We start from the raw sequence: 26586 nt of genomic DNA on the forward strand, positions 1-26586 counted from the left end.
GGGCTCGACGGGCCGCGTGAAGTCCCGCCCGAGATACGCCCCGAGGTCCGTGCGCGCGCAGCTGAGCCGCACAAGCAACCTTCGCGTTCGGGGAACGCCGCACCGCCCGATCTGGTCGCGCCGCGGGCGCGCGCAATTCGAACCGGTCCGATGCGGGCCCGCGCGCAGCCGCTCGGTACGGGCCACCCCTTGCATCGCGGCCACAGGGCTCAGTAAAGAGGGCGATCCCAGATTGCAACGCGAAGGCCGGGGCTCGGTCTTCGCCTGGGCGGATGTGCGATACCGCACTGCATTCGTGGGATCGGGATCAAAATCTTTGGATTTCGGTCGCATTGCGGACGCATTGCGCGTGCTGTCCTCAACCGTCGGGCGATCCCATCCGTCCTCCCTGCCGATCGCCGCCCATGTGGCGCGGTTGCGTCAGGAACAGAATAAGTCGTCATGGTCCCGCCGAAACGGGATCATTTCAGATTAGTTCCAAGCTAGAGCGCTGGAATTCGTGTTTTTTTCGCGGTAAGCACCCCGATCGCCCCGGGGCCGACGCAGTCAAGGAGCCGCAATCTTGGGTATCCCCCTCCGGTACGTCGCGAAGATCGGCGGCTACATCCTCAAGCAGCACCTCACGGGCCGCAAGCGCTACCCGCTTGTGATGATGATGGAACCTCTGTTCCGCTGCAATCTCGCATGCGCCGGCTGCGGCAAGATCGATTACCCGGACGAGATCCTCAACAAGCGTCTCCCGGTCGCCGACGCGCTTGAGTCGGTCCGCGAGTGCGGTGCACCCGTGGTGGTGATCGCCGGCGGCGAGCCGCTGCTGCACAAGGATCTGCCGCAGATCGTGCAAGGCATCATCGACCAGAAGAAGTTCGCGATCGTCTGCACGAACGCGCTTCTGCTCGAGAAGAAGATCAAGGACTACAAGCCCAGCCCGTACTTCACCTGGTCGATCCACCTGGACGGCGACCAGTCGATGCACGACCAGTCGGTGTGCCAGCGCGGCGTCTACGACAAGGCAGTCGCGGCCATCGCCAAGGCCAAGGAGATGGGCTTCCGGGTCACCATCAACTGCACCTTCTTCAACAATTCCTCGCCCGAGAAGATCGCCGACTTCTTCGACAGCGTGACCCGGATGGGCATCGACGGCATCACCGTCTCCCCCGGCTACGCCTACGAGCGCGCCCCCGACCAGAAGCACTTCCTGAACCGGAAGGCGACCAAGGAGCTGTTCCGCGGCGTGTTCCGTCACGGCAAGGAGAAGGGCCGCGAGAAGTGGACCTTCCAGCAGTCGGGCCTGTTCCTCGACTTCTTGGCCGGGAACCAGACCTACCATTGCACGCCTTGGGGCAACCCGACCCGCACTGTGTTCGGCTGGCAGAAGCCCTGCTACCTGCTCGGTGAGGGCTACGCGGCGACCTTCAAGGAGTTGATGGAAGAGACCGACTGGGATTCCTACGGCACCGGCAACTACGAGAAGTGCGCCGACTGCATGGTCCACTCGGGCTACGAGGCCTCCTCGGTGGTCGATTCGGTCCGCAAGCCCTGGAAGCCGCTCGTTCACGCGATCCGCGGCATCAAGACCGACGGTGCGATGGCCCCCGAGGTCAGCCTGGAGAACCAGCGCCCGGCCGAGTTCGTGTTCTCGCGCAACGTCGCCCAGAAGCTGTCCGAGATCAAAGCGGCCGGCGTCGATACCAAGCAGGAAGCCCGCAAGCGCACGGCCGCCTGACCCACTGGTATCGGAGTGTTCTCAAAAGACCCGCGGCCCCACGGCCGCGGGTCTTCTCGTTTTGGAGACTGCGGTCACCGGCACGCTGTGACCGGGCATGACCAGGCGGGCCGAGCCCGTCGCGCGTTTGGGCGAAGGCCCTCGGATCGGATGGGCCAGGCCGGTCAAGCTTGACCTTGGACAATCCTTCGTTGCACCTCGGGCGGATATTCGCCCGCACAGGTCGCGAAGACGAACCCGCCCCTGGAACGGGTCCTCGTCCCCCGTGGCCGACCGGGCGTCACGGCGGCAGGAGTGCGAGGGGGCAGGCCATGGAAACGATCGGCCCGGATCTGCGCGTGATGCAGCGCGTCCCCCTCGCGGCCTCGCATGTCGCCGCGATCAGAGCCGTGGGAGTCCCGCGGCATTACCCGGCCGGGACCGTCCTGGTTCGCGCCGGCGAGCCGGCGGACCGCTTCGTCTATGTCGAGGACGGCGAGATCGAGGTGGTGAACCCGTTCACGGACGAGCGCCACCTGCCCTCGACCCTGGGGCCGACGCAGTTCATGGGCGAGATCTCCTTCCTCAACGGCGGCAGCTGGTCGATGCCGATGCGGACGGTCACCGATACGGATGTGATTGAGGTGCCGCGGGCCGCGATGCTGCGTCTGATGGCCGAGATCCCCGAGATGTCGGACATCGTCATCACGGTCCTGGCGGCGCGGCGGCGGCGGCAGCTCGATTCGCGCGACGGCACGCTCGTCCTGATCGGCGAGGACGACGACCGGGCGGTCCGGCGGATCGCGGAGTTCGCCAGCCGTAACCGCCTGCCCTATCGGTCCTACGCGCTCGGCAGTCCGGAGGCCGAGGGTGTCGCCACGACCTGTTCGGTTCCCGCCGACCGGCCGGCCGTGATCTTCGGCCGGAACAACGTCGTCGCAGACCCGACGCCCGACAAGGTCGCGCAGCTGTTCGGCCTGAACTACAACCTGATCGACGACGAGGCTTTCGACGTGCTGATCGTCGGCGGCGGTCCAGCCGGCGTGGCGGCGGGCGTCTATGCGGGCGCCGAGGGGCTGCGCGCCCTGGTGGTCGAAGACGTCGCGATCGGCGGGCAGGCCGGCACGTCGAGCCGGATCGAGAACTACATGGGGTTTCCGACCGGGATCTCCGGGGCCGATCTGGTCTGGCGCGGCGAAGTCCAGGCGATGAAGTTCGGCACGCGGTTCGCGATGCCTCGGCGCGTGGCGAAGCTCGAGCGCCTCGACGACGACGCGTACTGCGCGACCTTCGACAACGGCCAGCGGGTGCGCGGCCAGGCCGTGGTCGTGGCGACCGGCGTCCAGTACCGACGCCTGCCGATCGATCGCCTGGAGGCGTTCGAGGGGGCGGGCGTCTATTATGCGGCCACCGAAATCGAGGCCCGCTATTGCAAGAACACTGAGACCGTCATCGTCGGCGGCGGCAACTCGGCCGGGCAGGCGGCGATGTTCCTCAGCCGCTCCGCCCGGCATGTCCGGCTTCTGGTCCGCGGGCCGTCGCTGGCAACCTCGATGTCGCGCTACCTGTCGAGCCGCCTGGAGGCGGATCCGGCCATCACGATCGAGTACGGCGCCGAGCTCAGCGCGCTACATGGGGAGGACGCCCTCGACGCGGTGTCGATCCGCACCATCGCCGACGGGACGGTCCGGACGATCCAGACCTGCGCGGTGTTCGTCATGGTGGGGGCGGCCCCCAATACCGGCTGGCTGTCCGGCCTCGTCGAACTCGATCGCAACGGCTTTGTCCTGACCGGGGAAGCCGTCGGCGCCGGCTCGCCCTATGCCACGTCGCAACCGGGCATCTTCGCGGTCGGCGACGTGCGCGCCGCGTCCGTGAAGCGCGTCGCATCGTCGGTCGGCGAGGGATCGGTCGTCATTTCGAAGGTCTGGGATTACGTCCAGGAACACGGGTGACCCCGCCTCGACCCGGTCCGATCAGGCCGGCCGGGGCGCGGCCGAACGCTTGGCGCGTCGGCGGCGCCCCACGATCAGCCACGGCAGCACGCAGGCCGCCGACACCGCGATCGGCACCGCGTAGGCCGTAACCAGCCCGGTCTGCCCGAGCGACAGGTGCACGCACCCATAGAAGGCCAGCACGCCGAAGGCGCCCTGGGCGCTGCCGCGCACCACGTCGAGGGAGGCGCGGACGCCGTCCTGGAACCGGGCGAAGGCGATCAGCGGCCAGGAGATGATCGGGATCGGCGCCAGCAGGCCGCTCAGGCCGGAGCCGAGATACGGCGCGAGGTTGGAGACCAGCAGGACCAGCGCGGTCGCGGCCGCGAGGCGCGCCGGCATGTCCCAGCGCGGCGGGATCGGGCGCGCTCCGGCGGGCGCGGGTCCGGCGGGCGGTGGGCAGAGCGCCACGACCAGGGCCATGGCCGGCAGGTCGATCGCCGCCGCGAGCCATAGCCCGGGCCGAATCAGCCCGTGCAGCACGAGGCCGCCGAGGACGAAGGCCGACAGGGCGGCGCAGAGGGCCGCGACCGGGCCCATCCGGGGGGCGCAGACCACGTAGGCGAGATAGCAGAGCGTGACCGCCCCCAGCCCCTCCGCCGAGCCGACGGCGGCATCGGCCGCGAAGGTCTCGCCCTGCTCGAGCGCGAGATAGATCGAGATCGGCGCCGAGGTGAGCGGCAGGCCCGACAGCAGGCCGCCGACCAGGCTGCCCCACCGGCGGGCCGCCGCCGACACGGCCCACATCAGGGCCGGGGTGATGGCGATCTTGGCGGCGATCAGGCTCATGCCGGTCTCATGGCCGGTCTCGACCCGCCGACCCTCAGGCCGCCTCCGGCGGCTCGCCATCCTCCGGCTCCACGGGCGAGTTCAGCATGTCCTCCAATTCGTCCACCAGCCGGTCGATCTGATCCTCGGTGGCGAGCACCTTCAGGACTTCACCGGTTTCGGTCTCCACGGCCAGTTCGATATGCGGCCCGACCCGGGTGGTCAGAACCCGGGCCAGGATCTTGATGGCGCTCATGCGAATGCGTCCTCCGAGGCGATGAGGCCGACGGCGACCGCCGGCCCGCAGGTCGAGATCCAGTCGAGCTCTCCGGCGATCCGGCCGCGCAGCAGGCTCACCAGCGGGATGGTCGGCCGCCCGAGCCGCGCGGCGAGGCGCGGGCCCAGGAAGGCGCCGGCGCCGCACGCGATGAGCGGCGCTCCCGGGGTGAGATCGGACCGGCTCAGCAGGGTGGCGGCGGCGTCGTGCAGCAGCCGCAGCTGCGTCTCGGCGAAGTGGCCCGCCAGCAGCGCCCAGGCCTCGGGGGTGCCCTCCTCGCGGTCCCGCCCGACGATTCGGGCGAGCCGCGTCTCGCTCTCGGCGATGGACTTGCCCTTGCGATCGCCGCTGGCCTGCTGGTCGGCCCCCTCGGGCAGCAGCCCCAGGATCCGGTAGACGTCGGCCATGTGGGAGAACGTCTCGGTCATCAGCCGGGTGCGGCGACCGCCGAAGGGGGCGTGGTCGGCGAGCGCGATCACCGGGGTGCGGACGATCCCGGTATAGACGAGCTCCCCGGTTTCCAGGCGCTCGGCGTCGCTGTAGCCGGCGGCCGCCGGGCGGCCGGCGACGATCGGGATCAGGTCGGCAGTGGTCGAGCCGACATCGATCAGGAGCGCGTCCGGCGCATGCTGCCCGGCGAGCGCCGCCGTGGCGTGCCAATTGGCCGAGGCGACGTCCGCGAAAACCTCCGCTGCCGCGTTCGGGGCCACGAGGCCTGAGCGGCCGGCGTAGATCCGCACCGGGCCGGCGAGGTGCCGCTCGGCCCAGCCCGAGAGCGCTGCCACGCCTTCCCGGCGGCCGTCGAAGCAGTCGGTCAACTCGCCCGTCATGGTGACCGCGTGCCGGACCTCGCCGCGCGCCCAGTCGGGCAAGGCCGCCAGGGACCCGTCCAGGGCCGAGACGCCCTGCCAGAGCGGGCACGGGACCTGGGCCGCCGCCACGACCCGGCCATCCTCGACCAGCGCGGCCTTGACGTGGACCCCACCGAGGTCCCACCCGATCTGCTTTGGGACTGGCATGGGCATATGACCGCGACGCGCGCCTCGATGGATGACGGACTCGGGCGCCCCGGCTTCGCGGTGATCCCGGTGCTCGACCTGCGCGGCGGCCGCGTGGTGCGGGCGCGCCGCGGCGAGCGCTCCTCCTATGCCCCGATCGAGACGCCCTTGGCAAAGGGCTCCGCGCCCGATGCGATCGCGCGCGGTCTTCTCGACGCGTGGCCCGCCCAAACGCTCTACGTCGCCGATCTCGACGCGATCATCGACGGGATCAGGCCGGACCTCCGGGCCCTGGAGGCGATCGCCCGCGCATGCCCGGGACTCGGCCTGTGGGTCGATGCGGGCTTTTCCGAATCGGCGGGCGTCGCGGCGTTCCTCGCCGCCGGCCTCGGGCGGCCCGTGATCGGCAGCGAGAGCCAGCACGATACCGGGCTCGTCACCGATCTCGGCGAACGCGCCGTGCTGTCCCTCGATACGCGCGGATCCGAGCGCCTCGGCCCGGCCGCGCTCCACGACGATCCGGGGCTCTGGCCGCCGGACGTGATCGCGATGACGCTGGCCCGGGTCGGCGCCGGGGCCGGGCCCGACCTCGACGCGCTCCGGGCCGTGCGGGCCCCGGGCCGCCGGGTCTACGCGGCCGGCGGGGTGCGCGGGGCGGACGACCTGCGGGCCCTGCGCGCGGCCGGGATCGCCGGGGCGCTGGTCGCCTCGGCGCTCCACGACGGCACCCTGCGGAGCGCCGAGGCCGGGGATCTGGCCTGACGCTTCCGACCCGCCGCCGAGGCTGCTAAACCGGCGCCAGACCGTGCCTTCACCAAGAGCCTGCAGACGATGGAAAAATTCACCACGCTGGAGGGCGTCGCGGCGCCCATGCGGATCATCAACGTCGACACCGACCGGATCATCCCGAAGCAGTACCTGAAGACGATCAAGCGGACCGGCCTGGGCAAGGGCCTGTTCGCAGAGATGCGCTACAAGGACGACGGCTCCGAAAACCCGGACTTCGTGCTCAACAAGCCGGCCTACCGGAACGCGAAGATCCTGGTGTGCGGCGACAATTTCGGCTGCGGCTCGTCCCGGGAGCACGCCCCCTGGGCGCTGGCCGATTTCGGCATCCGCTGCGTGATCTCCACGAGCTTCGCCGACATCTTCTTCAACAACTGCGCGAAGAACGGCATCCTGGCGATCACGGTCGCTCCGGACGACCTTGAGAAGCTGTTCGAGGACGCCGAGCGTGGCTCGAACGCGACCCTGTCGGTCGATCTCGACGCCCAGACCATCAAGGGGCCGGACGGCGGCACCCTGCATTTCGACATCGACGGCGGCCTCAAGCACAGCCTGCTCAACGGCCTCGACGAGATCGGCCTGACCCTGCAGCGCGCCGCCGCGATCGACGCCTACGAGCAGAAGCTCGCCGCTCGGGAATGGGCCTGAGCGGGCGACGCGAAAGCTCTCGCAAGTCTGAGCGGACCTCCGCTTAGGCCGCCTTCACGTCCGCCAGGAACGTCGCGACCGCGCGGGTGAGGTCGTTCGAGTTCTGGGAGAGGCCGCGCGCTGCGCCCAGCACCTGGGTCGCCGCGGAGCCGGTCTCGCCGGCGGCGCGCTTGACGTCGACGATGTTGCCGGTGACCCGCTCGGTCCCGGAGGCGGCCTGCTGGACGTTGCGGGCGATCTCCTGGGTGGCCGCCCCCTGCTCCTCGATCGCGGCCGCGATCGCGGTGGAGCTGGTGGCGATCTCGCCGACGATGCGGGCGATCGACCGGATCGCCGAGACCGCGTGGCCGGTGGCCGTCTGGATCGCGCCGATCTGCGCGCCGATCTCCTCGGTGGCGCGGGTGGTCTGGCCGGCCAGCTCCTTGACCTCGCTGGCGACCACCGCGAAGCCGCGGCCGGCATCGCCGGCCCGGGCGGCCTCGATGGTGGCGTTGAGCGCCAGCAGGTTGGTCTGCCCGGCGATCTGCGAGATCAACGCGATGACGCTGCCGATCTTCTCCGCGCTCTCGGCGAGCACCTGTACGGCCCCGTCGGTCTGGATCGCCTCGTCGGAGGCCGCGCTCGCGGCCTGGGCCGCCCGGGTGACCTGGCTGTTGATCTCCCGGATCGAGATCGACAGCTCCTCGGTGGCGGCGGCCACCGTCTGCACGTTCGAGGAGGCCTGCTCGGCGGCGCCCGCCACCGTCTGCGCCTGCGCGTCGGTCTCTTCGGCGATGCCGGTCATCGACTGCGCCGTCGCTTCGAGTTCGGTGGCGGCCCCGGCCATGGCTTGGGTGAGGCCGGACACCTCGGTCTCGAACCGCGTCACCACGGCGTCGAGATGGGCGGCGCGGCGGGCCTTGGCGTCGGCTTCCCGGGCGGTCGCGGCGTCGCCGGCCCGCTTGGCGATCAGCGCGGCCTTGAACACCTCGACCGCCGCCGCCATGCCGCCGATCTCGTCGCGCCGGTCGCTGCTCGGGACGGTGACGTCGAGATTGTCCCGGGCCAGCTCCCCCATCACCAGCGTCATCGTGCGCGTCGGGATGGCGATGAGCTTGGTCAGCAGGAAGGCGCCCGCGATGGCGGTCGCCAGGAGGGCGACGAGGGACAGCAGCGTCGCCGCGTAGGATGTCGAGAAGGCGTCGGCCTCGTCGGCCTGCCGGGCCGTCAGCAGGGTGCGCTCGGTCGCCTCGATCTCCCCACCCTTGGCGCGAATGGCGTCCATGAGCGCCCGGCCGGCGCCGCCCCCCACGCGTGCGCGGGCCTCCGCCTGGGTACTCGGCTGACCCATCAGGCCGATCTCCGGCTCGGCGATGTCGGCCTGCCAGCGCTTCGCCAGGGTCTCGACCTCGGCGATGCGGGCCTGCTGCGCCGGATTGTCCGATGTCAGCGTCCGAAGCCGCTGTAGATTCGCGTCGAAGGCCTGCGTGCCGCTGCGATACGGCGCGAGGAACGCCGGGTCGGCGGTCACCAGATAGCCCCGCAGGCCGGTCTCGCGATCGACCATCGTGGTGATCAGGGACGCGTTCACGTTCAGGACGTCGTAGGTATGCTCCGACCATCCAATCGACGATTGGATGAACGATAGTTTCCGATGATTGATAACCGCGCTTACCAGCGCGATAATGATTAAAACAGCGAATGAACCAACGACTTTCTTCGCAATCGATAGATCTACCAGGCGCATGGTCCAGATTTCCTCCCATCGTCCAAAAACTGATTCCGTCTTATATGAACAGTCGTGGGTTAATAAGTTGCCGTCAAGAACCACATCGTTCCGAGCGGATTGCCGATTGAATAGGCGGGGATCTTCTAATATATTGCTGCATTTGAGAAGTATTAGAAGATATTAATTGGCAACAATCAAGGCATCGATTGTCGGAAAACTAAAGCCGCCGCCAAATCTATTTCTGTACTGACACCGCGACCGGACGATTGAATTTCACGGTCCGGACTTCGGGCGCAGCGCGGCGGCGTCCGGGCCCGTCGGGCGGGCCGGTGGATTCGGTGCGGCCTAACCGCTCCTTAACCCTGGTGTTGCCTGATTCGGAGTTCATGCAACGGACGTCGAACGGGATCGCCAGGATGCGGATTCACTCCCTCGGATCGGGCGTCGCGCTCGGGGTCGGTCTGCTCGCCGGCCTCGCCGCGGTGCCGGCGCGCGCCGATTTCGATTCGTGCCTCGCCGGCATCCAGAGGCAGGCGGCGGCGGCCGGGGTGTCGGCCCAGGCCTTCCAGGCGGCCACCCGCGGCATCAGCTTCGACGACAAGGTGATCGAGCTCTCGCAGGCGCAGCCCGAGTTCAAGACGCCGATCTGGGACTACATGGCGGCGCTCGTGGACGATGAGCGGGTCGAGGACGGACGCGCGGCCATGCGCCAGAATGCGTCCGCCCTGGCCCAGGCCGAGGCGCGCTACGGGGTCGACCGCTACACCATCGCTGCGGTCTGGGGCGTCGAGTCCAACTTCGGCAAGAACCTCGGCAAGATGCCGCTGGTGCAGTCGCTGGCGACGCTCGCCTGCTCGAGCAATCGCCGCCGGGACTTCTTCCGCGGCGAGTTGATCGCCACCCTGCGGATCATCGAGCGCGGCGACATCGCGCCGGAGAGGCTCACCGGCTCCTGGGCCGGCGCCTTCGGCCAGACCCAGTTCATGCCGACCACCTATCAAAGGCTCGCGGTGGACGGTGACGGCGACGGCCGGCGGGACGTGGTCGATTCGGTGGCCGATGCTGTCGGCTCCACGGCGAACTTCCTGCACGTGGCCAAGTGGCAGAACGGCCAGGTCTGGGGCTACGAGGTCAAGCTGCCCCGCGGCTTCAGCGTCGCCTCCGCCGGCCGGAAGAACAAGAAGCCGATCGCCCACTGGGCCGCGCTCGGCGTGACCCGGGCGGATGGCCGCTCGCTCTCGGGCGAGGGACCGGCCGGCATCATCGCACCCGCCGGCATCGACGGACCGGCCTTCCTGGTCACCCGGAACTTCGACGCGATCTACTCCTACAACGCGGCCGAATCCTACGGTCTCGCCATCGCGGTCCTGTCGGACCGGCTGCGCGGCAAGGCCGGCGTCCAGGCGGCCTGGCCGACCGACGACCCGCCCCTGTCCCGGGCCGAGCGGCGGGACCTCCAGACCCGGCTGGCCGCCCGCGGCTACGATGTCGGGGAGCCGGACGGCAAGGTCGGCCAGAAGACCCGCGACGCGATCAAGGACGTCGAGCGCAAGCTCGGCATGACTCCGACGGGTCGCCCCGGCGGCAAGGTGCTGGAAGCCCTGCGCGGAAGCTGAGAGGGTGTAGGCCGCTTGGGTCTCCACGCACGGCGGCCGACGCGGTGTTTTTCGCGGGGAGTCATCCTGGCTCGCCAAGGAAGTCATCCTGGCTCGCCAAGAGAGGCAGGATGGTCCCCGAAGGTTTGGGGCCGGAATCGACGCGAGAGCGCAGTGACGCCCCCCCCCGCTCCGGAAAGGAGCGGGGTGAGGGACCGGGGTTCGGTGGAACAGGTGCACCCTGTCTCGCGCTCGAATCGGACGGGAGACCCGCATCCTGCCCTTCGCCGCTGGTCGGCCCCGCGCCGCCCGGAGTATCGCGCGCTCGAGGACGTTGGAGGGTGACCGCCACGGCCATCGGCGCGGCTTGCCCCCTTGTGGCGCACGGCTCCTGCTCGAACGGTCCCTGCGGGCCAGGCCTGTCCCGCCGCCACGATCCGCACGCTCACATTCACCATCGCGGATCTGCCATGCGGCGATGAGATGGATCGGCTGCACTGTATCCGAACTGTCGTACTCTCCAATATAAATTGTTGATATGATCTGCGTTTGGTCGAACGATTACTTAAGATCAAATATTGATTGTCGGTATTTAATCGCACTGCGGTTGCAAATATAGAAATTATTTTACTGTCCGCGAAAGGTTTTTTGATAAATAATCTTGAGTTATGCGCTGCGCTGAGCATATTGATCCTCAATCGTATAGGATCAAGATCGATATGCGCTTTTCTCTCGCGAATTTGACGCTATCACGCAAGCTTTCGCTTCTCACGATACTGACGTGTCTGATTATTGCTACGATCGGTGGCTTGGGCCTCAATCTATTCCACCGTGAAATGCTGGACGAGCGCGTCCAGTCGCTGCGCGCCATGGTCGAGCTGATCCAGTCGCACGCCCAGGCCCTCGACGAGCGGGTCAAGGCCGGGACCATGACCAAGGAAGCGGCCCTGACCGAGCTGGCCGAATCGACCATGGCGATGCGCTACAGCGGCGGAACCAACTACATATCGATCTACGCGATGGACGGCAGGACCATCGCCGCGCCGAACCGGAAGGACGTCGGCAAGAACCAGCTGGATCTCACGGTCAACGGCATACCGATCATTCGCGCCTTCATTTCTGGCCTGAGATCGTCCGACTCGACGATGCTGGAATACACCTACCTCCGGCCCGGACGGGAGGGTGTCTTTCCGAAGGTGTCCGTGGCGTCCCGCTTCGCACCCTGGGACATCTTCATCGTCACCGGCGCCTATACCGACGACATCGCGGCCGCGTTCCGGTCGCTGGCGATCACAGTGGTGGGCCTGCTCCTGGGCATCGTCGGCGTCTCGGTGCTCGGCTCGCTGCTGATCGGGCGCAGCATCACCCGGCCGCTCGGCCGCCTGCACCGGAGGATGCAGGCCCTGGCGGAGGGTGACATCACGAGCCCGGTTTCCGATAGCGAGCGGCGCGACGAGATCGGCCGGATGTCCGCCACCGTCGAGGTGTTCCGCCAGGCCCTGGTCGCCAAGGGCGAGATGGACGTCGCGGCCGCCCGGGATGCCGAGGCCAAGATCGAGCGCGCTCAGGCTCTCGATGCCCTGACCCGGCAGTTCGAGGGCAGTGCCGGGACCCTGATGCGGGGCCTGACCTCCGCCGCCACGGCGATGCAGGCCAACGCCGCCACGATGGCGCAGAGCGCGACGCGGACGAGCGCGCGCTCCGCCCAGGTCGCCGAGGCCGCGCAGGAGACCTCCGCCAGCGTGCAGACCGTGGCCGCTGCGACCGAGGAGATGTCGACGACCATCCGGGAGATCTCCGGCCAGATGGCGCGCTCGTCGGCCATGATCGGCCAGGCGGCCACGGAGGCGCAGCGGACCGACGCGATCGTGCGCGACCTCGCCGAGGGCGCGGAGAAGATCGGCGCGGTGGCCAGCATGATCGCGGCGATCGCCAGCCAGACGAACCTCCTCGCGCTCAACGCCACGATCGAGGCGGCCCGCGCCGGCGAGGCCGGGCGCGCATTCGCGGTGGTGGCCAGCGAGGTGAAGGAACTGGCCAACCAGACCGCGCAGGCGACGGCGGAGATCGCGATCCGGGTCGGCGCCGTGCAGGTCTCGACCCGGCAGGCCGTGGAGGCGATCCAGGAGATCGGCCGCACGGTCACCGAGGTCAACACGCTGGCCACCAGCGTCGCGGCCGCGATCGAGGAGCAGGAGGCGACCACCGGCGAGATCGTGCGCAGCGTGGCGCAGGCGGCGGACGGCACCAGCACGGTGACCGGCAACATCGCCGAGGTCTCGACCGCCGCCCAGGAATCCGGGGGCGCGGCCGAGCAGGTGCTCGGTGCCGCCGCCGAACTGTCGCAGAAGTCCAGGCTGCTCTCCGCGGAGATCACCCACTTCCTCGATCGGGTCCGGGCCGCCTGAGCCGCTTGCATGAAAAAACCGGCCAGGCTGAGCCGGGCCGGTTGAAAACTGCGGGTTCCCCGGCTGCGAGCCGGGGTACCCGAGGGCCTTACTCGGCGGCGGCGGGGGCCGCCTTCGGGGTATCCTTGGACTTGTAGCGATCGGTGCGCTCGACGATGCGGGCCGATTTCCCGCGGCGGTCGCGCAGGTAGTACAGCTTGGCCCGGCGCACCTTGCCCCGGCGGACGACCTTGATCGAATCAATCATCGGCGAATGCACCGGGAAGACGCGCTCGACGCCCTCGCCGTAGGAGATCTTGCGGACCGTGAAGCTCTCGTTGAGGCCGCCGCCCTGGCGACCGATGCAGACGCCCTCGTAGGCCTGGACGCGGGTGCGCTCGCCTTCCTTGACGCGGACGTTGACGATGAGCGTGTCACCCGGCTCGAAATCGGGAATGGTCTTGGCGAGGCGCGCGACTTCCTCGCGCTCCAGCTGCTCGATGATGTTCATGGCATAGCTCCAGCCGTTGCGCCGTGCCGCCCCTCATGGGCGTCCGGCACCAGGATTTCGGCGATCCTGTTGTGAGTTGCGCAGCCCTCTACAGGATCCCCGACGGCTTGTCGATTGCCGATGCCGGCCGTCGCGTCAGGGGCGATCCGCGGCCGTTGAGCCCCGCGTGGCCTCGGGCAGCACGCAGGCCGACAGGAAGGCGGCCAGATCGTCCGTGATGTGGTCGATATGCGGCTCGCGCACCGCCTCCTGCTCGAAGGCCTCGCGGTAGGGGTCGACGATCTTGGGGACGACCAGCACGGTGGCCATGCCGAGATCGTGCGGTACCGCGAGGTTGCGGGCGATGTCCTCGAAGAGGACGGCGCGAGTCGGCTCGACCCCGTGGGCGTCCAGGAACCGTTCGTAGGTCGAGCGCTCGGGTTTCGGCACGAAGTTGGCGGCTGCGATGTCGAACACGTCCTCGAAATGGTCGAGGATACCGAGCTTGGCCGCGACGTTCTCGGCATGGCGGCGCGACCCGTTGGTCAGGATCAGCTTGCGCCCGGGCAGCCGCTCGATCGCGTCGCCGAGGCTTTGGTCGAGCTTGATCGTCGAGTGGTCGATGTCATGGGCGAAATCGAGGAAGTCGTGCGGATCGACCCCCTCCTCCGTCAGCAGCGCCGTCAGGGTCGTGCCGTAGCGGTGGTAAAAGTATTTCTGCAGGGCGCGGGCCGAGATGCCGTCGATCCCATAGAGCCGCATGACATAGAGCGTGATGCGCTCGTCCACCTGCGGCCAGACCTGCGCGTCGCTCGGATAGAGCGTGTTGTCGAGGTCGAACACCCAGGTGTCGACATCGGCAAACCCACGGGAGGCGGGTGTGGTGAACTGGGCTTTCTCCGGGTGGTGCACCGTGTCCCTTTGAGATCCTGAACCTGAGGGATTCTAGGGCCAGGCCCGATCGCGTTGCAATCGGATGCAGCCCAAAACCCTCGGTGCGATGCGGGCCCGGCCGACGATCCCTCCGGAATCGGCGCCCTGGAGCGGTCAGGCTTGCAGCGCGGGCTTGCGCGAGGCTGAGCCGGGACGACGACAATGCGCGAGCGGCGCGGGCGTTGCCGCGTCCGATCCGCCCATCGCCGTCCCAGGGAGATCAGCTCCGGCGGATCAGGGTGCCGGCACCGTAATCGGTGAACAGCTCCAGCAGCACCGCGTGGTTGACCTTGCCGTCCAGGATGACGACCGCCTCCACACCCCGCTCGATTGCGTACATGCAGGTCTCGATCTTCGGGATCATGCCGCCCGTGATCGTGCCGTCGGCGATCAGGCGCCGGCAATCCTCCACGGTCAGCTCGGGGATCAGCTTCTTGTCCTTGTCGAGCACGCCCGGGACATCGGTGAGCAGCAGCAGCCGCTTGGCCCGCAGAGCCCCCGCGATGGCACCCGCGAAGGTGTCGGCGTTGACGTTGTAGGTCTGCCCGTCGGCCCCGTAGGCCACCGGCGCGAGGACCGGGATCAGCTCGGCCTTCAGCACCGCGTCGAGGACGCCGCGCTCGACATGGTCCGGCTCGCCGACCAGGCCGAGATCGACGGTCTGCTCGGTGTGATTCTCCGGATCGATGACGGTCTTCATCGCCCGCTTGGCGCGGACCATGTTGCCGTCCTTGCCGCACAGGCCGATGGCCCGGCCGCCCTCCGCCGAGATCCAGCCGACGATCTGCTTGTTGATCGAGCCGGCCAGGACCATCTCGACCACCTCGACGGTGGCCTCGTCGGTGACCCGCAGGCCACCGCGGAACTCGGACTGGATGCCGAGCCGGTCCAGCATCTTGCCGATCTGCGGGCCGCCGCCGTGCACCACGATCGGCTTCACGCCGGATTGCTCCAGGAGGACGATGTCCTCGGCGAAATCCTCGGCCGCGGCGCGGTCGCCCATGGCGTGGCCGCCATACTTGATGACCACGATCTCCTGGTCGTAGCGCTGCATGTGGGGCAGCGCTTGGGCCAGGATTTCGGCGCGCACGTGCACGTTCGGCAATTCGGTCATCGCGGTCCTTCGCCGATCCTATGTATGGGGCCTGGCGGCGCCCGGCCTCGTTCGGCCGGCGGGCGCGCTTCTACAGGAAGCCGACCGCGCTGCGAAGCCGCGAACGCGCCTGCGGAAGGCCCGCGCCGGCGACAAGCTCCGGCCCCCGTCAAGCTGCGAGCGTCGACGCTGTCAAAAAACAGTCGTGTTTCCGCGGTGTTGCATGCGCATGATAGAAATGGGCGCTGCCGAGCGGCCCGGGTTGCATCGTCGCTGGTCTCGGATCATGCTGCAGTGCAACGAGCCGCACGGCGGGTCGCCGGGAGGGCCGTATGCGGATTGCGATGATTGGGGCCGGGTATGTGGGCCTGGTGTCCGGGGCCTGCCTGGCCGATTTCGGCCACAGCGTGGTCTGCATCGACCGCGACCCGGACAAGATCGCGAGCCTGAACGCCGGCCGCATGCCGATCTACGAGCCCGGGCTCGACGCCCTCGTCGCCGAGAACGTCCGCCAGGGCCGCCTCGCCTTCGGCTCCAGCCTGCAGGACGCCGTGGCCGAGGCCGACGCGGTGTTCATCGCGGTGGGGACCCCCTCGCGGCGCGGCGACGGCTTCGCCGACCTGTCCTTCGTGTTCGATGCCGCCCGGGAGATCGCCGGGGCGCTCTCGGGCTTCACCGTGGTGGTGACGAAGTCGACGGTCCCGGTGGGCACCGGCGATGAGGTCGAGCGCATCATCCGTGACTTGCGGCCCGAGGCGGATGTCGCCGTGGCGTCGAACCCGGAATTCCTGCGCGAGGGCGCGGCGATCTCCGACTTCAAGCGTCCGGACCGGATCGTGGTCGGCAGCGAGGATCCCCGCGCCGAGGCGGTGATGCGCGAGGTCTACCGGCCGCTCTATCTCAACGCCGCGCCGATCGTGGTGACCAGTCGCCGCACGGCGGAGCTGACCAAGTACGCCGCCAACGCGTTCCTGGCGGCCAAGATTACCTTCATCAACGAGATCGCGGACCTGTGCGAGGAGGTCGGCGCCGATGTGCAGCAGGTGGCCCGCGGCATCGGCCTCGACAACCGGATCGGCGGCAAGTTCCTCCATGCCGGCCCTGGCTACGGCGGCTCGTGCTTCCCGAAGGACACGCTGGCTCTGGTCAAGACCGCCCAGGATGCCGGCACGCCGCTGCGGCTGGTCGAGACCGTGGTGGCGGTCAACGATCAGCGCAAGCGCGCCATGGCCCGCAAGGTGATCAAGGCCTGCGGCGGCAGCGTCCGGGGCAAGACCGTGGCCCTGCTCGGCCTGACCTTCAAGCCCGACACCGACGACATGCGCGAGGCGCCGTCCCTGTCAATCGTGGCCGGCCTTCAGGATGCCGGCGCCAAGGTGCGCGCCTATGACCCGGAGGGGATGGACCAGGCGCGGGCGCTGATGCCGGACCTGGACTATGCCGAGAGCGCCTATGCCTGCGCGGAGGGCGCGGACGCCCTGGTGATCGTCACCGAGTGGAACGCGTTCCGGGCGCTCGATCTCGACCGGCTGCGGCAGACCATGGCGCCGGCCGGGTCCGCGCCCGTGCTCATCGACCTGCGCAACATCTACGATCCCGAGACGGCCGAGCGCCACGGTTTCACCTATCGCGGCGTCGGACGATCCAAGGATAGCGCCAAGGATTATGCCGCTCCGGGCACGTCTTGAGCGTTGGCGGACCAGCGATGAGCCGTCCCGTTGCGGTTCTAGATCTGCAGGCTGCAGCAAAGATCTCTTTGGAAAACCCTCGCGGCCCGGGTAGACGGGCTCCGTCCGCCGACGCGCAACTGTGGCATTTCGATGGTCGCGCGACCGTCTCAACAGGCCGTCATGCCGAGCAAACTTGGCATTTCGGCCGCCGGCACTGGACTGCAGTCTGATGAATACATGTCACAGCGCGGCGCAATCTGGCCGGGCGGGGATGACCTTGCCTGGGGGCAGGTTGGACACCGCAATGGTGCCACAGTAAGGGGTGAGACGGTACTCACTCGTCGCGAGCCGAGCCGACTTCCGATAACGAGCGTGTGCGAACCGAACGTGACACAACGTACAGACATTGCGATCGTCGGACGCGCATGCCGACTGCCCGGGGCCCCCAGCGTCGATGGGCTATGGCAACTCCTGTCCGAGGGACGCTGCGCCGTCAGCAAGGTTCCCAGTGACCGCTTCTCCCTCGACCGGTTCGCGCATCCGCGCGCCCAGGAGCGCGGGAAGAGCTACACCTGGGCCGCGGGCGTCATCGACGATATCTGGTCGTTCGACCCGGCCGTGTTCGGCATCTCGCCCCGCGAGGCCGAGCAGATGGATCCGCAGCAGCGGATGCTGCTGGAGCTGACCTGGGAAGCCCTCGAGGATGCAGGCCTGCGCCCGTCGAGCGTGGCCGGCAGCAACATCGGCGTGTTCGTCGGCGCCTCGTCGCTCGATTACGGCAACCTGCGCATCCTCGACGCGGCCTCCGGCGACGCCTACGCGGCCACCGGCAACACGCTCTCGATCATCTCGAACCGCATCTCGTATATCTTCGATCTGAAGGGCCCGAGCTTCACGGTCGACACGGCCTGCTCGTCCTCCCTCGTCGCCTTCGACAACGCCGTGCAGGCGATCCAGTCGGGCCGCGTGGACACCGCGGTCGTGGCCGGCGTCAACGTGCTGGCGAGCCCGTTCAACTTCATCTGCTTCTCCACCGCGCAGATGCTCTCGCGCACCGGCCTGTGCCAGGCGTTCTCGAAGAACGCAGACGGCTACGTGCGCTCCGAGGGTGGCGTGGTGTTCGTGCTGCAATCGGCCGAGGCCGCGCGGCGCAACGGCGCCACCGTGCGCGCCCGGATCGTGGCCTCGGGCATCAATTCCGACGGTCGCACCACCGGCATCTCGCTGCCTTCGGGCTACGCCCAGGGCGCCCTGCTGGAGCGGGTGTACCGCGACGCGGAGATCGGCCTCGACGACCTCGCCTTCATGGAGGCGCACGGCACCGGCACCCCGGTGGGCGACCCGATCGAGGCCTCGGCCATCGGGACCAAGCTCGGGCGCGGCCGTCAGGCGCCGCTGCCGATCGGCTCGATCAAGACGAATATCGGCCACACCGAGCCGGTTTCCGGCCTCGCCGGCCTGATGAAGGCGACGCTGGCGCTGGAGCACAATCTCGTGCCGCCCTCGCTGCACGCGGCCGAGCTGAATCCCGACATCCCGTTCGACGAGTTGAACCTCAGCGTCGTCCGCGAGGCGCTGCCGATCACCCGCGGTCCGCGCGAGCGCTACGCGGGCGTGAACTCCTTCGGCTTCGGCGGCACCAACGCGCACGTCGTGATCACCGACGGCAACGTCGGCACGCAGGCGGCGGAGGCCACCCCGGCGCCGTCCGCGCAGGTTCTGCTGCTCTCGGCCCAGACCCGCGCCGCGCTGAACGAGCTCGCCCTCGACTATGCCGAGCGGCTCGAAGCCGAGCCCGGCCGGATCGCCACGGTGGCCGCCGCGGTCGCGCACCGGCGCGAGCGCCTGCCCGCCCGCCTGGCGATCACGCTGGACGGCAAGACCGACGTGGCCGCCGCCCTGCGCGCCGTCGGCGAGGGCGAGGATGCCCAGGACGCCTTCACCGGCACCGCGGTCGACCGCGCCGCCGAGGTGGCGTTCGTCTATTCCGGCAATGGCAGCCAGTGGGCCGGCATGGGCCGCGAGGCCTACGAGGAGAACCCGACCTTCCGGGCCGCCTTCGACCGGGTCGACACCCTGTTCCAGGCCTATGCCGACTGGTCGCTGAAGCAGGCCCTCTACGCCGAGGACCTCGACGAGCGCCTGGCGCTCACCAGCGTCTCGCAGCCGCTGATCTTCGCCATCGAGAGCGCCTCGACGGCGGCCCTCAAGGCCAAGGGCCTGATCCCCTCTTACGTGCTCGGCCACAGCGTCGGCGAGATCGCCGCCGCCGAGGCGGCCGGCGTCCTGAGCCTCGAGGACGCGGTCCGGGTCATCTACTACCGCAGCCACCACCAGGAGACGACGCACGGCCAGGGCACCATGGCGGTGCTGCTGATGCCGTCCGAGGAGGTCGAGGCTTTCCTCAAGGACTACCCGTCCCTCGACATCGCCGCCTACAACAGCCCGAAGGCCGTCACGGTCGCCGGGCCGGTGGCCGATATCGAGGCCGCCCTGAAGGCGCTGTCGCGCAAGCGCCGCCGCGGCCGCAAGCTCGACCTGGCCTACGCCTTCCACGGGCGCCTAATGGACCCGACCGAGAAGCCGCTGCTGCGCGATCTCGCCGGGCTGAAGGCGAAGGCCGGCACCACCGCGATGGTCTCCACCGTCACCGGCAGCGTGCTGGAGGGCGACAATTTCGGCGCCGGTTACTGGTGGCGCAACATCCGCGAGCCGGTGCGCTTCAGCGAGGCCGTGCAGGATGCCACCCGCCGCGGCGCCCGCGTGTTCGTCGAGGTCGGCCCGCGCGCGACGCTGATGTCCCATGTCGGCGACGCGGTCGAGCCGCTCGGCATCGAGACCGCCACGGTCGGCGTCATGCACCGCAAGGCGTCGGGCGGCGACCCGATCGCCAAGGCGGTCAGCGCCGCCCTGGTCCAGGGCGCGCAGGTCGACGAATCCCTGCTCTTCGGCGACGCCCCCCGGGGCGACGTGCGCCTGCCGACCTATCCGTGGCAGCGGCGTCCGTTCCGCCTGGCCGACACCCCGGAGAGCGTCGGCGCGATGAGCGCCCGCCCCTACCACCCGCTGATCGGATCGCGGACCACCTTCGACGGCCTGGAGTGGAACGGCTTCGTCGATCCGGCCACCCTGCCCGAGCTGGAGGATCATCGGGTCGACGGCCAGGTGATCATGCCCGGCGCCGGCTTCGTCGAGATGGCGCTGGCCTGCGTCCGCGAGGCGATGCGCCACGACGAGGTGGTGCTGGCCGATTTCGAGATCCTGTCGCCCATGGTGTTCGCCGAGGAGGCCCTGCGCGAGGTCGCGGTGCGTCTGTCGGGGACCGGCAACGGCATCCAGGTCCTCAGCCGCCCGCGCCTGACCCAGACCCCCTGGCAGCTCCACGCCCAGGCCAAGATCGTCGACGGCACGTTCACGGCTCCGAAGGCGCCCGACCTGAACGGGTTCGACTTCGACACCGCCGGCGAGCAGGTCCTGTCCGGCGACGCGCTCTACGGCCGCGCCCGGGCCTCGGGCCTCGGCTTCGGCCCGAGCTTCCAGCAGGTCGCAATGAGCGCCCGGCTGGATGACACCACCATCGTGTCCGACCTGCTGCCGGCCGTGGCCGACGACCGGTTCACCCTGGTCCCGGCCCGCCTCGACGCCTGCTTCCACGGGCTGATCCTGCTGTTCGCCGACCTGCTCGGCGAGAACGCCGGCAAGGCCTACATCCCGGTGCGCTTCGGCGAGGTGCGGCTTCTGCGCCCCGGTGCGGTGATCGCCCGTTCGATCATCCGGACGCGCCGCTGCAACGAGCGCTCGATCCTGGCCGACTTCACCCTGCTCGACGCCGACGGCGCAGTGGTCGCCACGATCCGCGAGGGCCGTTTCCAGGCCCTGCGCGCCAAGGGCGGCGGCGACCTCTCGGCCTTCGCGATCTCGCAGGTGCCGGAACTCGCCACCGAGCCGACCGCGATCCCGATGGAGCGCCGGCCGAGCGTGGCCGCCCGCCTGCGTCCGCTCACCGCCGAGGCGAAGGGGCCGGCCGACGCCGCCCTGTCCCCGGGCCACCTCCTGCTGGAGGGTTGGGCGACCTCGCTGGCCTATCGTCTCGCCTCCGGGCTGGCCGAGGGCGGGACCGTCTCGGTCGCCGACCGGCGGGTGCCCGAGGCCCTGCGCCCCTGGGTGCTGAACGCGCTCTACGCCCTGGAGAGCAGCGGCCTGGCCGAGCGTGCCGGCCAGAACTGGACCCTGGGCGAAGACGGCTCGGCGCTGCCGGCTCCCGACGAGATCATGCGTTGGATCGCGGGCGACCACCCGGATCTCTCCGCCGAACTGGTGCTGATTGCCGATGTCGGCGCCATGGTCGATCGCCTGCTCGCGGGCAAGCTGACCGAGGCCCCGGCCTTGCCTCAGGGCGCGATCGACGCCTTCGTCATGCGCTCGGCCACCGCCCGCCACACGGCCGACGTGGTCGCCGGCCTGATCGAGGCCAGCCGCGGACACCTGCCGAAGGAGCGCGCCCTGCGGGTCCTGCAGGTCGGATTCGGCCCGCTCTCCGCCCAGGCTGCGGCCTTCGCCGCCGCGGCCGAGGCCCGGCTCACCGTGTTCGAGGCAGATCGCCGGCTCGCCGAGCGTGCCCGCCTGTCGCTCACCAACGGCGCCGCCGTCGTCGAGGCTGCCGACGAACTCGCCCCCGGCAGCTTCGACCTGATCCTGGCGGCCGGCAGCCTGCATCGCGGCGACCGCGCCCTGCCGGGGCAGCTCTCCGGGGCGCTCGCCACCGGTGGCTTGCTGGTGGCCGTGGAGCCGGGCGCGTCCCTGTTCCGCGACCTCGTGTTCGGCCTCACGGGCGGCTGGTTCGAGGAGGCCGTGGGCGGCATGCCCGTCGGCCGCCTCGAGGATATCGAGGGCTGGCAGCGCACGCTCAGCGCCCACGGCCTGGTCAAGGTCGCGGTGGAGCGCGCGGCGTCGGCCAACGGCGACGACCTGCTGCTGGTCGCCGAGGCCCCGGTGCGTCCGGGCCCCGCCCCGGCGCAGAGCTTCGCCTTCGTGATCGGCTCGGACGACGAGTTCGCGGCCGAGACAGCCTCGTCCCTGGCGACCCTGCTGGTCGCGGGCGGCGTGCACGTCTCGATCATCCTCGACTCCGAGACGTCGCTGATGGAGCTGGAGAAGGAGACCCCCGACACGGTGGTGTTCCTGGCCGGCGCCTTCACCCGCGGCGGCGAGGCATCCGAGCGGCTGCGCGACCGCTGCCTCAGCCTGAAGCGCTGCACGGAGCATCTCGGTGCCCGCCAGACCCGCCTGTGGGTCGTGGCGCCGGGCGCCACCCGCGACCGCGGCGGCCAGACCACCAACATCGAGGCCGGCGTGTGGGCGTTCTCCCGGACGCTCGCCAACGAGGCGCCGAACCTCGACGTTCGCCGCATCGACCTCTCGCCCGAGATGTCGTCGAAGCGGGCGTCCGAGCGCCTGCGCGACCTCATCCTCTCCGGTACGCCGGAGACCGAGATCGTCCTCGACGACGAGCGGACGCAGGTCGTGCGCTTCCATGCCGGCCGGCCGAAGCACCGGGATCCGGCGGATGCCGTCCCCGCCGAGGCCGCGCGCCTGGAGCGCAGCAACACCGGCGGCCTCAACGAGATGGTTTGGGGTCCGGCCGAGCGCCGCACCCCCGGCAAGGGTGAGATCGAGATCGCGGTCGAGGCCACCGGCCTGAACTTCCGCGACGTCCTGTGGGCGCTCTCGATGCTGCCCGAGGAGATCCTGGAGGACGGCTTCGCCGGCCCCCGCCTCGGCCTCGAATGCGCCGGCCGCGTCACCGCCGTCGGCCCCGGCGTGAAGGGCTTCAAGGCCGGCGACCCGGTCGTCGCCTTCGCCCAGTCGGGCTTCGCCACCCACATCGTGGTGCCCGAGATCGTCGTCGCGCCGAGTCCGCAGGGCCTGGACCCGATGGCGGCCGCGACCGTCCCGGTGGCGTTCCTGACCGCCTATTACGGCCTCGTCTCCTGCGCCCGGATGCGGCGCGGCGAGTGGGTGCTGGTCCATGGCGGCGCGGGCGGCGTCGGCCTCGCTGCGCTGCAGATCGCCAAGCTGAAGGGCGCGCGGGTCATCGCCACTGCCGGCTCCCGCGAGAAGCGGGCCCTGGTGAAGGCGCTGGGCGCCGAGCACGTGCTCGATTCCCGCTCCCTCGCCTTCGTGGACGAGATCCGGGCGATCACCGGCGACGGCGTCGACATCGTACTGAACAGCCTGTTCGGCGAGGCGATGGAGCGCTCGCTCAACGCCCTCCGGCCGTTCGGCCGCTTCGTCGAGCTGGGCAAGCGCGACTACGTCGCCAACACCCATATCGGCCTGCGTCCGTTCCGGCGGAACCTCAGCTACTTCGGCGTCGACCTGGATCAGGTGATCCAGCACCAGGGCGACGACGGCGCGCGGATGTTCCGGGAGGTCATGGCCCTGTTCAACGACGGCGGCCTCAAGCCCCTGCCCTACCAGCCGTTCACGGCGGCCGAGACCTCCGACGCGTTCCGGCTGATGCAGCAATCGGGTCACATCGGTAAGATCGTGATCAGCCCGCCCAAGGCCGGCACGATCATCAAGGAGACCAAGCGGCCGTTCACGGTCTCGGAGACCGGCGTCCACCTCGTGACCGGCGGCCTCGGCGGCTTCGGCCTGGAGGCGGCCCGCTGGCTCGTCGACAGGGGCGCCCGGCACCTCGTTCTCGCCGGCCGCAAGGGCGCGACCACCGACGAGGCCAAGGCGATCGTCGCCGAACTCGCCGGGCGCGGCGTCAAGGTCGAGGCCAAGGCCGTCGACATCACCAGCCGTTCGGCGGTGGATCGCCTGATCGTGGAGATCGAGCAGGGTGGAAAGACGCTCGCGGGCGTTCTCCACGCCGCGGCGGTGCTTCAGGACGGCTTGATCGCGAACATCGACGCGGCGGCGCTGGACGCCGTGATCGGCCCGAAGGTGGTCGGTGCCCAGCACCTGGACGCCGCTACCCGGGACCGCAGCCTCGACTACTTCGTGATGTTCTCGTCGGCGACGACGTTCATCGGCAACCCCGGCCAGGGCTCCTACGTCGCCGCCAACGGCTTCATGGAAGGCCTGGCCCGGCAGCGCCGTCGCCGCGGCCTGCCCGCGCTGGCGGTGGCCTGGGGCGCGATCGGCGATGTCGGCATGCTCGCCCGCAACAAGGCGGTCATGGAAGGCCTCGCCGGCCGCGTCGGCGTCACACCGATGGAGGCGCGCCGCTGCCTCGAGCTGATGGCGGACGCCTTGGAAAGTCAGGGGACCTCGCCAGACGAGGCGGTGATCGCCATCGCGGCGATGCATTGGGGCAAGGCGCGCGAGCGGCTCGCCACGATGCGCTCGCCGAGCTACGCCGGTCTCGGGTCGGATCAGCAGGCGGAGGCCGGCGGCGTCCAGGCGATCAACATCGGCGCGCTCCTCAAGGGTGGCGACGTGGATGCGGTCCGCAAGACGGTGTCGGACGCGATCGTCGAGGACATCGCGCGCATCCTGCGCCTGCCCAAGGACGATATCAGCCGCGTGCGCCAGCTCTCCGAGATCGGCCTCGACTCGCTGATGGGCGTCGAGCTCGGCGCCAGCCTGCAGGAGCGCTTCGCCCTCGATGCGCCGCCCGCCGGCCTGTCGTCCGGCATGACGGTCAACGAGTTGTCGGAGTCCTTAATTCAGGCGGTTTCCGCGCCCATGGATGAAGCGGCCGGTGTCGCGATGAGCCTCGTCTCGAAGCATATCGGTGGTGAGATCGACGCGCAGATGATGGCGCCGCTCAGGGAACTCATCGAGAAGACCAACAGCGAGCTCAAAGAGACCAACTCATGACCGATACGGCACGGCCTGACGGCGGGCGCGCGGCGCTCGCCGGCTTCGTGACGAACCGCCTCGGACGCGCGACGCCGCGCCCGGCGCCCGTCAAGGCGGCTTCGCCGGCCGGGCAATCGGCCGCACAGAACTTCGAGAACCTGCCGGGCTACCGCGAGCTGCAGCTGCAGCGCCAGGCGGCGCAGCTGATCGGGCTGGGCAACCCGTTCTTTCGCGTCCACGACGCGAAGGCCGGTGCGACCACGCGGATCGACCAGAAGACCTTCACCAACTTCTCGTCCTACGACTATCTCGGCCTGAACGGGCATCCCCGGGTCAGCAACGCGGCCCGGGAGGCGATCGACGCCTACGGCACCTCCGCGTCGGCGAGCCGTGTGGTGGCGGGCGAGCGGCCGGGCCATATCAGCCTCGAGCAGGCCCTGGCCAAGCACTACCGCACCGAAGGCTGCATCGTGATGGTGAGCGGCCACGCCACCAACGTCACGACCATCGGGGCGCTCCTGGAAGCCGGCGACGTGATCTTCCACGACGCGCTGTCCCACAACAGCATCGTCACCGGCGCGCAGCTCTCCGGCGCCCAGCGCCGCTCCTTCGCGCATAACGACCTCGACGCCCTGGAGAGCCTGCTCCAGAACACCCGCCACGAGCACCGCCGGGCGCTGATCGTGGTCGAGGGCCTGTACAGCATGGACGGCGACGCGCCGGACCTCGCGGGTCTCGTCGCGCTCAAGAAGCGCTACGATGCGTGGCTTATGGTCGACGAGGCGCACGGCCTCGGCGTCACCGGCCGCACCGGGGCGGGCCTGTTCGAGCATTGCGGCGTCGACCCGAAGGAGGTCGACCTTTGGATGGGCACGCTGTCGAAGACGCTCTCGACATGCGGCGGCTATATCTGCGGCCCGATCGCGCTGATCGAGTACCTCAAGCACACGGCGGGCGGCTTCGTGTACAGCGTCGGCATGTCGCCGCCGCTCGCCGCCGCCGCCGAGGCGGCGCTGGCGGTGATGCATGCCGAGCCGGAGCGGGTCGAGCGCCTGCGCCAGAACGGCACGCTGTTCCTCGCCACCGCCAAGAAGCTTGGCCTCGATACCGGCTTCAGCCTCGGCCTCGCGGTGGTGCCGATCATCGTGGGCGACTCGCTCAAGGCCGTGACCCTGTCGGACCGCCTGTTCCGCCGCGGCATCAACGTGCAGCCGATCATCCACCCGGCCGTGCCCGAGCGGGCCTCGCGCCTGCGCTTCTTCCTCACATCCGAGCACACCGCGGACCAGATCCGCGACACCGTGAACGCGGTGGCCGAGGAGATGACGGCGATCGACAAGGGCGGCTCGCTGATCGAGCAGCTTCTGGCCAAGCGCGGCTGAGCATCCGGACCGCGCCGGTCTCGGCGCGTTCCACCACCCCCACATGCAAACAGGGCGCGGATGGCATCCGCGCCCTGTTTGCATGTGGGCTCCGGATCCCACGCCGGCCCGGAGGCCGGCGTGTCGGCCAGCCTACTTGGCGTAGGCGTAGGCGGTGGCCGCGGAGCTGAGCGGGCCGGTGACGCCGCTGAAGGCGGTCAGCACCTTCTGGACCTCGGTGAACGGGGCGTTCGAGACGTAGATCAGGTCGCGGTTGCGCATGCGGAACGCCTGGGTGGTGAACAGGCTGTTGGGGTCGCGCATGTTGATCCGGTACACCACCGGCACCAGCGGGGTG

General features: G+C 69.6%; 16 protein-coding genes and 1 pseudogene. 9 read left to right on the forward strand and 8 right to left on the reverse strand.

What is annotated here, in order from left to right; genetic code table 11:
- The first annotated feature begins 562 nt into the window (after window positions 1–562).
- Both hpnH and FV242_RS12820 read left to right on the forward strand, forming a co-directional pair.
- Complete coding sequence (gene hpnH / locus FV242_RS12815) at window positions 563–1726, forward strand: adenosyl-hopene transferase HpnH (protein ID WP_147854312.1); 1164 nt, start codon at window positions 563–565, stop codon at window positions 1724–1726.
- Between the two features lie 311 nt (window positions 1727–2037).
- On the forward strand, window positions 2038–3660 hold the full coding sequence (locus FV242_RS12820) for a cyclic nucleotide-binding domain-containing thioredoxin-disulfide reductase (RefSeq protein WP_147939198.1): 1623 nt from the start codon (window positions 2038–2040) through the stop codon (window positions 3658–3660).
- Window positions 3661–3681: 21 nt separating this feature from the next.
- Here the strand turns inward: FV242_RS12820 and FV242_RS12825 are convergent, their stop codons facing one another.
- Genes FV242_RS12825 through FV242_RS12835 form a run of 3 tightly spaced genes read right to left on the reverse strand, consistent with a single transcriptional unit; the run spans window position 3682 to window position 5763 of the window.
- A complete protein-coding gene (locus FV242_RS12825; RefSeq protein WP_147939211.1) occupies window positions 3682–4488 on the reverse strand; it encodes a hypothetical protein in 807 nt (268 codons plus the stop codon).
- Between the two features lie 34 nt (window positions 4489–4522).
- Window positions 4523–4723 carry a hypothetical protein gene (locus tag FV242_RS12830; RefSeq protein ID WP_147939199.1) on the reverse strand — a complete coding sequence of 67 codons (201 nt, stop codon included), beginning with the start codon at window positions 4721–4723 and terminating at the stop codon, window positions 4523–4525.
- On the reverse strand, window positions 4720–5763 hold the full coding sequence (locus FV242_RS12835; RefSeq protein WP_147939200.1) for a hydantoinase/oxoprolinase family protein: 1044 nt from the start codon (window positions 5761–5763) through the stop codon (window positions 4720–4722). Before FV242_RS12835 ends, FV242_RS12830 begins: the two co-directional genes overlap by 4 nt.
- Before the next feature lie 6 nt (window positions 5764–5769).
- Between FV242_RS12835 and FV242_RS12840 the strand changes: the two genes are divergently transcribed.
- Both FV242_RS12840 and leuD read left to right on the forward strand, forming a co-directional pair.
- Complete coding sequence (locus FV242_RS12840; RefSeq protein ID WP_147939201.1) at window positions 5770–6504, forward strand: HisA/HisF-related TIM barrel protein; 735 nt, start codon at window positions 5770–5772, stop codon at window positions 6502–6504.
- A gap of 69 nt (window positions 6505–6573) precedes the next feature.
- Entirely contained in the window at window positions 6574–7176 is a 603-nt protein-coding gene (gene leuD / locus FV242_RS12845) for a 3-isopropylmalate dehydratase small subunit (protein ID WP_147909996.1), read from the forward strand.
- Between the two features lie 43 nt (window positions 7177–7219).
- Here the strand turns inward: leuD and FV242_RS12850 are convergent, their stop codons facing one another.
- The gene (locus tag FV242_RS12850) at window positions 7220–8902 is read right to left on the reverse strand and encodes a methyl-accepting chemotaxis protein (RefSeq protein ID WP_147939202.1); all 1683 of its coding nucleotides are present in this window, start codon (window positions 8900–8902) and stop codon (window positions 7220–7222) included.
- A gap of 398 nt (window positions 8903–9300) precedes the next feature.
- On the opposite strand from FV242_RS12850, the gene FV242_RS12855 reads away from it, so the two are divergent.
- Window positions 9301–10500 carry a lytic murein transglycosylase gene (locus FV242_RS12855; protein ID WP_147939203.1) on the forward strand — a complete coding sequence of 400 codons (1200 nt, stop codon included), beginning with the start codon at window positions 9301–9303 and terminating at the stop codon, window positions 10498–10500.
- A gap of 788 nt (window positions 10501–11288) precedes the next feature.
- The gene (locus FV242_RS12860) at window positions 11289–12887 is read left to right on the forward strand and encodes a methyl-accepting chemotaxis protein (protein ID WP_246692692.1); all 1599 of its coding nucleotides are present in this window, start codon (window positions 11289–11291) and stop codon (window positions 12885–12887) included.
- 88 nt (window positions 12888–12975) lie between these two features.
- Here the strand turns inward: FV242_RS12860 and rplS are convergent, their stop codons facing one another.
- The 3 genes from rplS to argB form a co-directional block, all read right to left on the reverse strand.
- Complete coding sequence (gene rplS / locus FV242_RS12865) at window positions 12976–13377, reverse strand: 50S ribosomal protein L19 (protein ID WP_147910000.1); 402 nt, start codon at window positions 13375–13377, stop codon at window positions 12976–12978.
- Window positions 13378–13512: 135 nt separating this feature from the next.
- Window positions 13513–14268, reverse strand: coding sequence for a pyrimidine 5'-nucleotidase (locus FV242_RS12870; protein ID WP_147910001.1), 756 nt, complete (start codon window positions 14266–14268; stop codon window positions 13513–13515).
- Between the two features lie 241 nt (window positions 14269–14509).
- Complete coding sequence (gene argB, locus FV242_RS12875; protein WP_147910002.1) at window positions 14510–15403, reverse strand: acetylglutamate kinase; 894 nt, start codon at window positions 15401–15403, stop codon at window positions 14510–14512.
- Window positions 15404–15714: 311 nt separating this feature from the next.
- Here argB and FV242_RS12880 point away from each other — a divergent pair, with 311 nt between their 5' ends.
- The 3 genes from FV242_RS12880 (at window position 15715) to FV242_RS12890 (ending at window position 26249) form a co-directional block, all read left to right on the forward strand.
- Window positions 15715–17070, forward strand: coding sequence for a UDP-glucose/GDP-mannose dehydrogenase family protein (locus tag FV242_RS12880; protein ID WP_147939205.1), 1356 nt, complete (start codon window positions 15715–15717; stop codon window positions 17068–17070).
- 369 nt (window positions 17071–17439) lie between these two features.
- A complete protein-coding gene (locus FV242_RS12885; RefSeq protein WP_187278410.1) occupies window positions 17440–24885 on the forward strand; it encodes a type I polyketide synthase in 7446 nt (2481 codons plus the stop codon).
- Window positions 24882–26249 carry an aminotransferase class I/II-fold pyridoxal phosphate-dependent enzyme gene (locus FV242_RS12890; RefSeq protein ID WP_147939207.1) on the forward strand — a complete coding sequence of 456 codons (1368 nt, stop codon included), beginning with the start codon at window positions 24882–24884 and terminating at the stop codon, window positions 26247–26249. Before FV242_RS12885 ends, FV242_RS12890 begins: the two co-directional genes overlap by 4 nt.
- 132 nt (window positions 26250–26381) lie before the next feature.
- On the opposite strand, the pseudogene FV242_RS12895 reads toward FV242_RS12890, so the two are convergent.
- A pseudogene (locus tag FV242_RS12895) lies at window positions 26382–26586 on the reverse strand (sugar transporter); the annotation flags it as partial.

Source organism: Methylobacterium sp. WL64, assembly GCF_008039945.1.
GTDB lineage: Bacteria > Pseudomonadota > Alphaproteobacteria > Rhizobiales > Beijerinckiaceae > Methylobacterium.

What these genes read in the sequence shown, in the direction of transcription:
- FV242_RS12820 (WP_147939198.1), top strand. Translation starts at nt 2,038, where the DNA reads ATGGAAACGATCGGCCCGGATCTGCGCGTGATGCAGCGCGTCCCCCTC.
- FV242_RS12825 (WP_147939211.1), bottom strand. Translation starts at nt 4,488, where the DNA reads ATGAGCCTGATCGCCGCCAAGATCGCCATCACCCCGGCCCTGATGTGG.
- FV242_RS12830 (WP_147939199.1), bottom strand. Translation starts at nt 4,723, where the DNA reads ATGAGCGCCATCAAGATCCTGGCCCGGGTTCTGACCACCCGGGTCGGG.
- FV242_RS12835 (WP_147939200.1), bottom strand. Translation starts at nt 5,763, where the DNA reads ATGCCAGTCCCAAAGCAGATCGGGTGGGACCTCGGTGGGGTCCACGTC.
- FV242_RS12840 (WP_147939201.1), top strand. Translation starts at nt 5,770, where the DNA reads ATGACCGCGACGCGCGCCTCGATGGATGACGGACTCGGGCGCCCCGGC.
- leuD (WP_147909996.1), top strand. Translation starts at nt 6,574, where the DNA reads ATGGAAAAATTCACCACGCTGGAGGGCGTCGCGGCGCCCATGCGGATC.
- FV242_RS12850 (WP_147939202.1), bottom strand. Translation starts at nt 8,902, where the DNA reads ATGCGCCTGGTAGATCTATCGATTGCGAAGAAAGTCGTTGGTTCATTC.
- FV242_RS12855 (WP_147939203.1), top strand. Translation starts at nt 9,301, where the DNA reads ATGCGGATTCACTCCCTCGGATCGGGCGTCGCGCTCGGGGTCGGTCTG.
- rplS (WP_147910000.1), bottom strand. Translation starts at nt 13,377, where the DNA reads ATGAACATCATCGAGCAGCTGGAGCGCGAGGAAGTCGCGCGCCTCGCC.
- argB (WP_147910002.1), bottom strand. Translation starts at nt 15,403, where the DNA reads ATGACCGAATTGCCGAACGTGCACGTGCGCGCCGAAATCCTGGCCCAA.
- FV242_RS12880 (WP_147939205.1), top strand. Translation starts at nt 15,715, where the DNA reads ATGCGGATTGCGATGATTGGGGCCGGGTATGTGGGCCTGGTGTCCGGG.
- FV242_RS12890 (WP_147939207.1), top strand. Translation starts at nt 24,882, where the DNA reads ATGACCGATACGGCACGGCCTGACGGCGGGCGCGCGGCGCTCGCCGGC.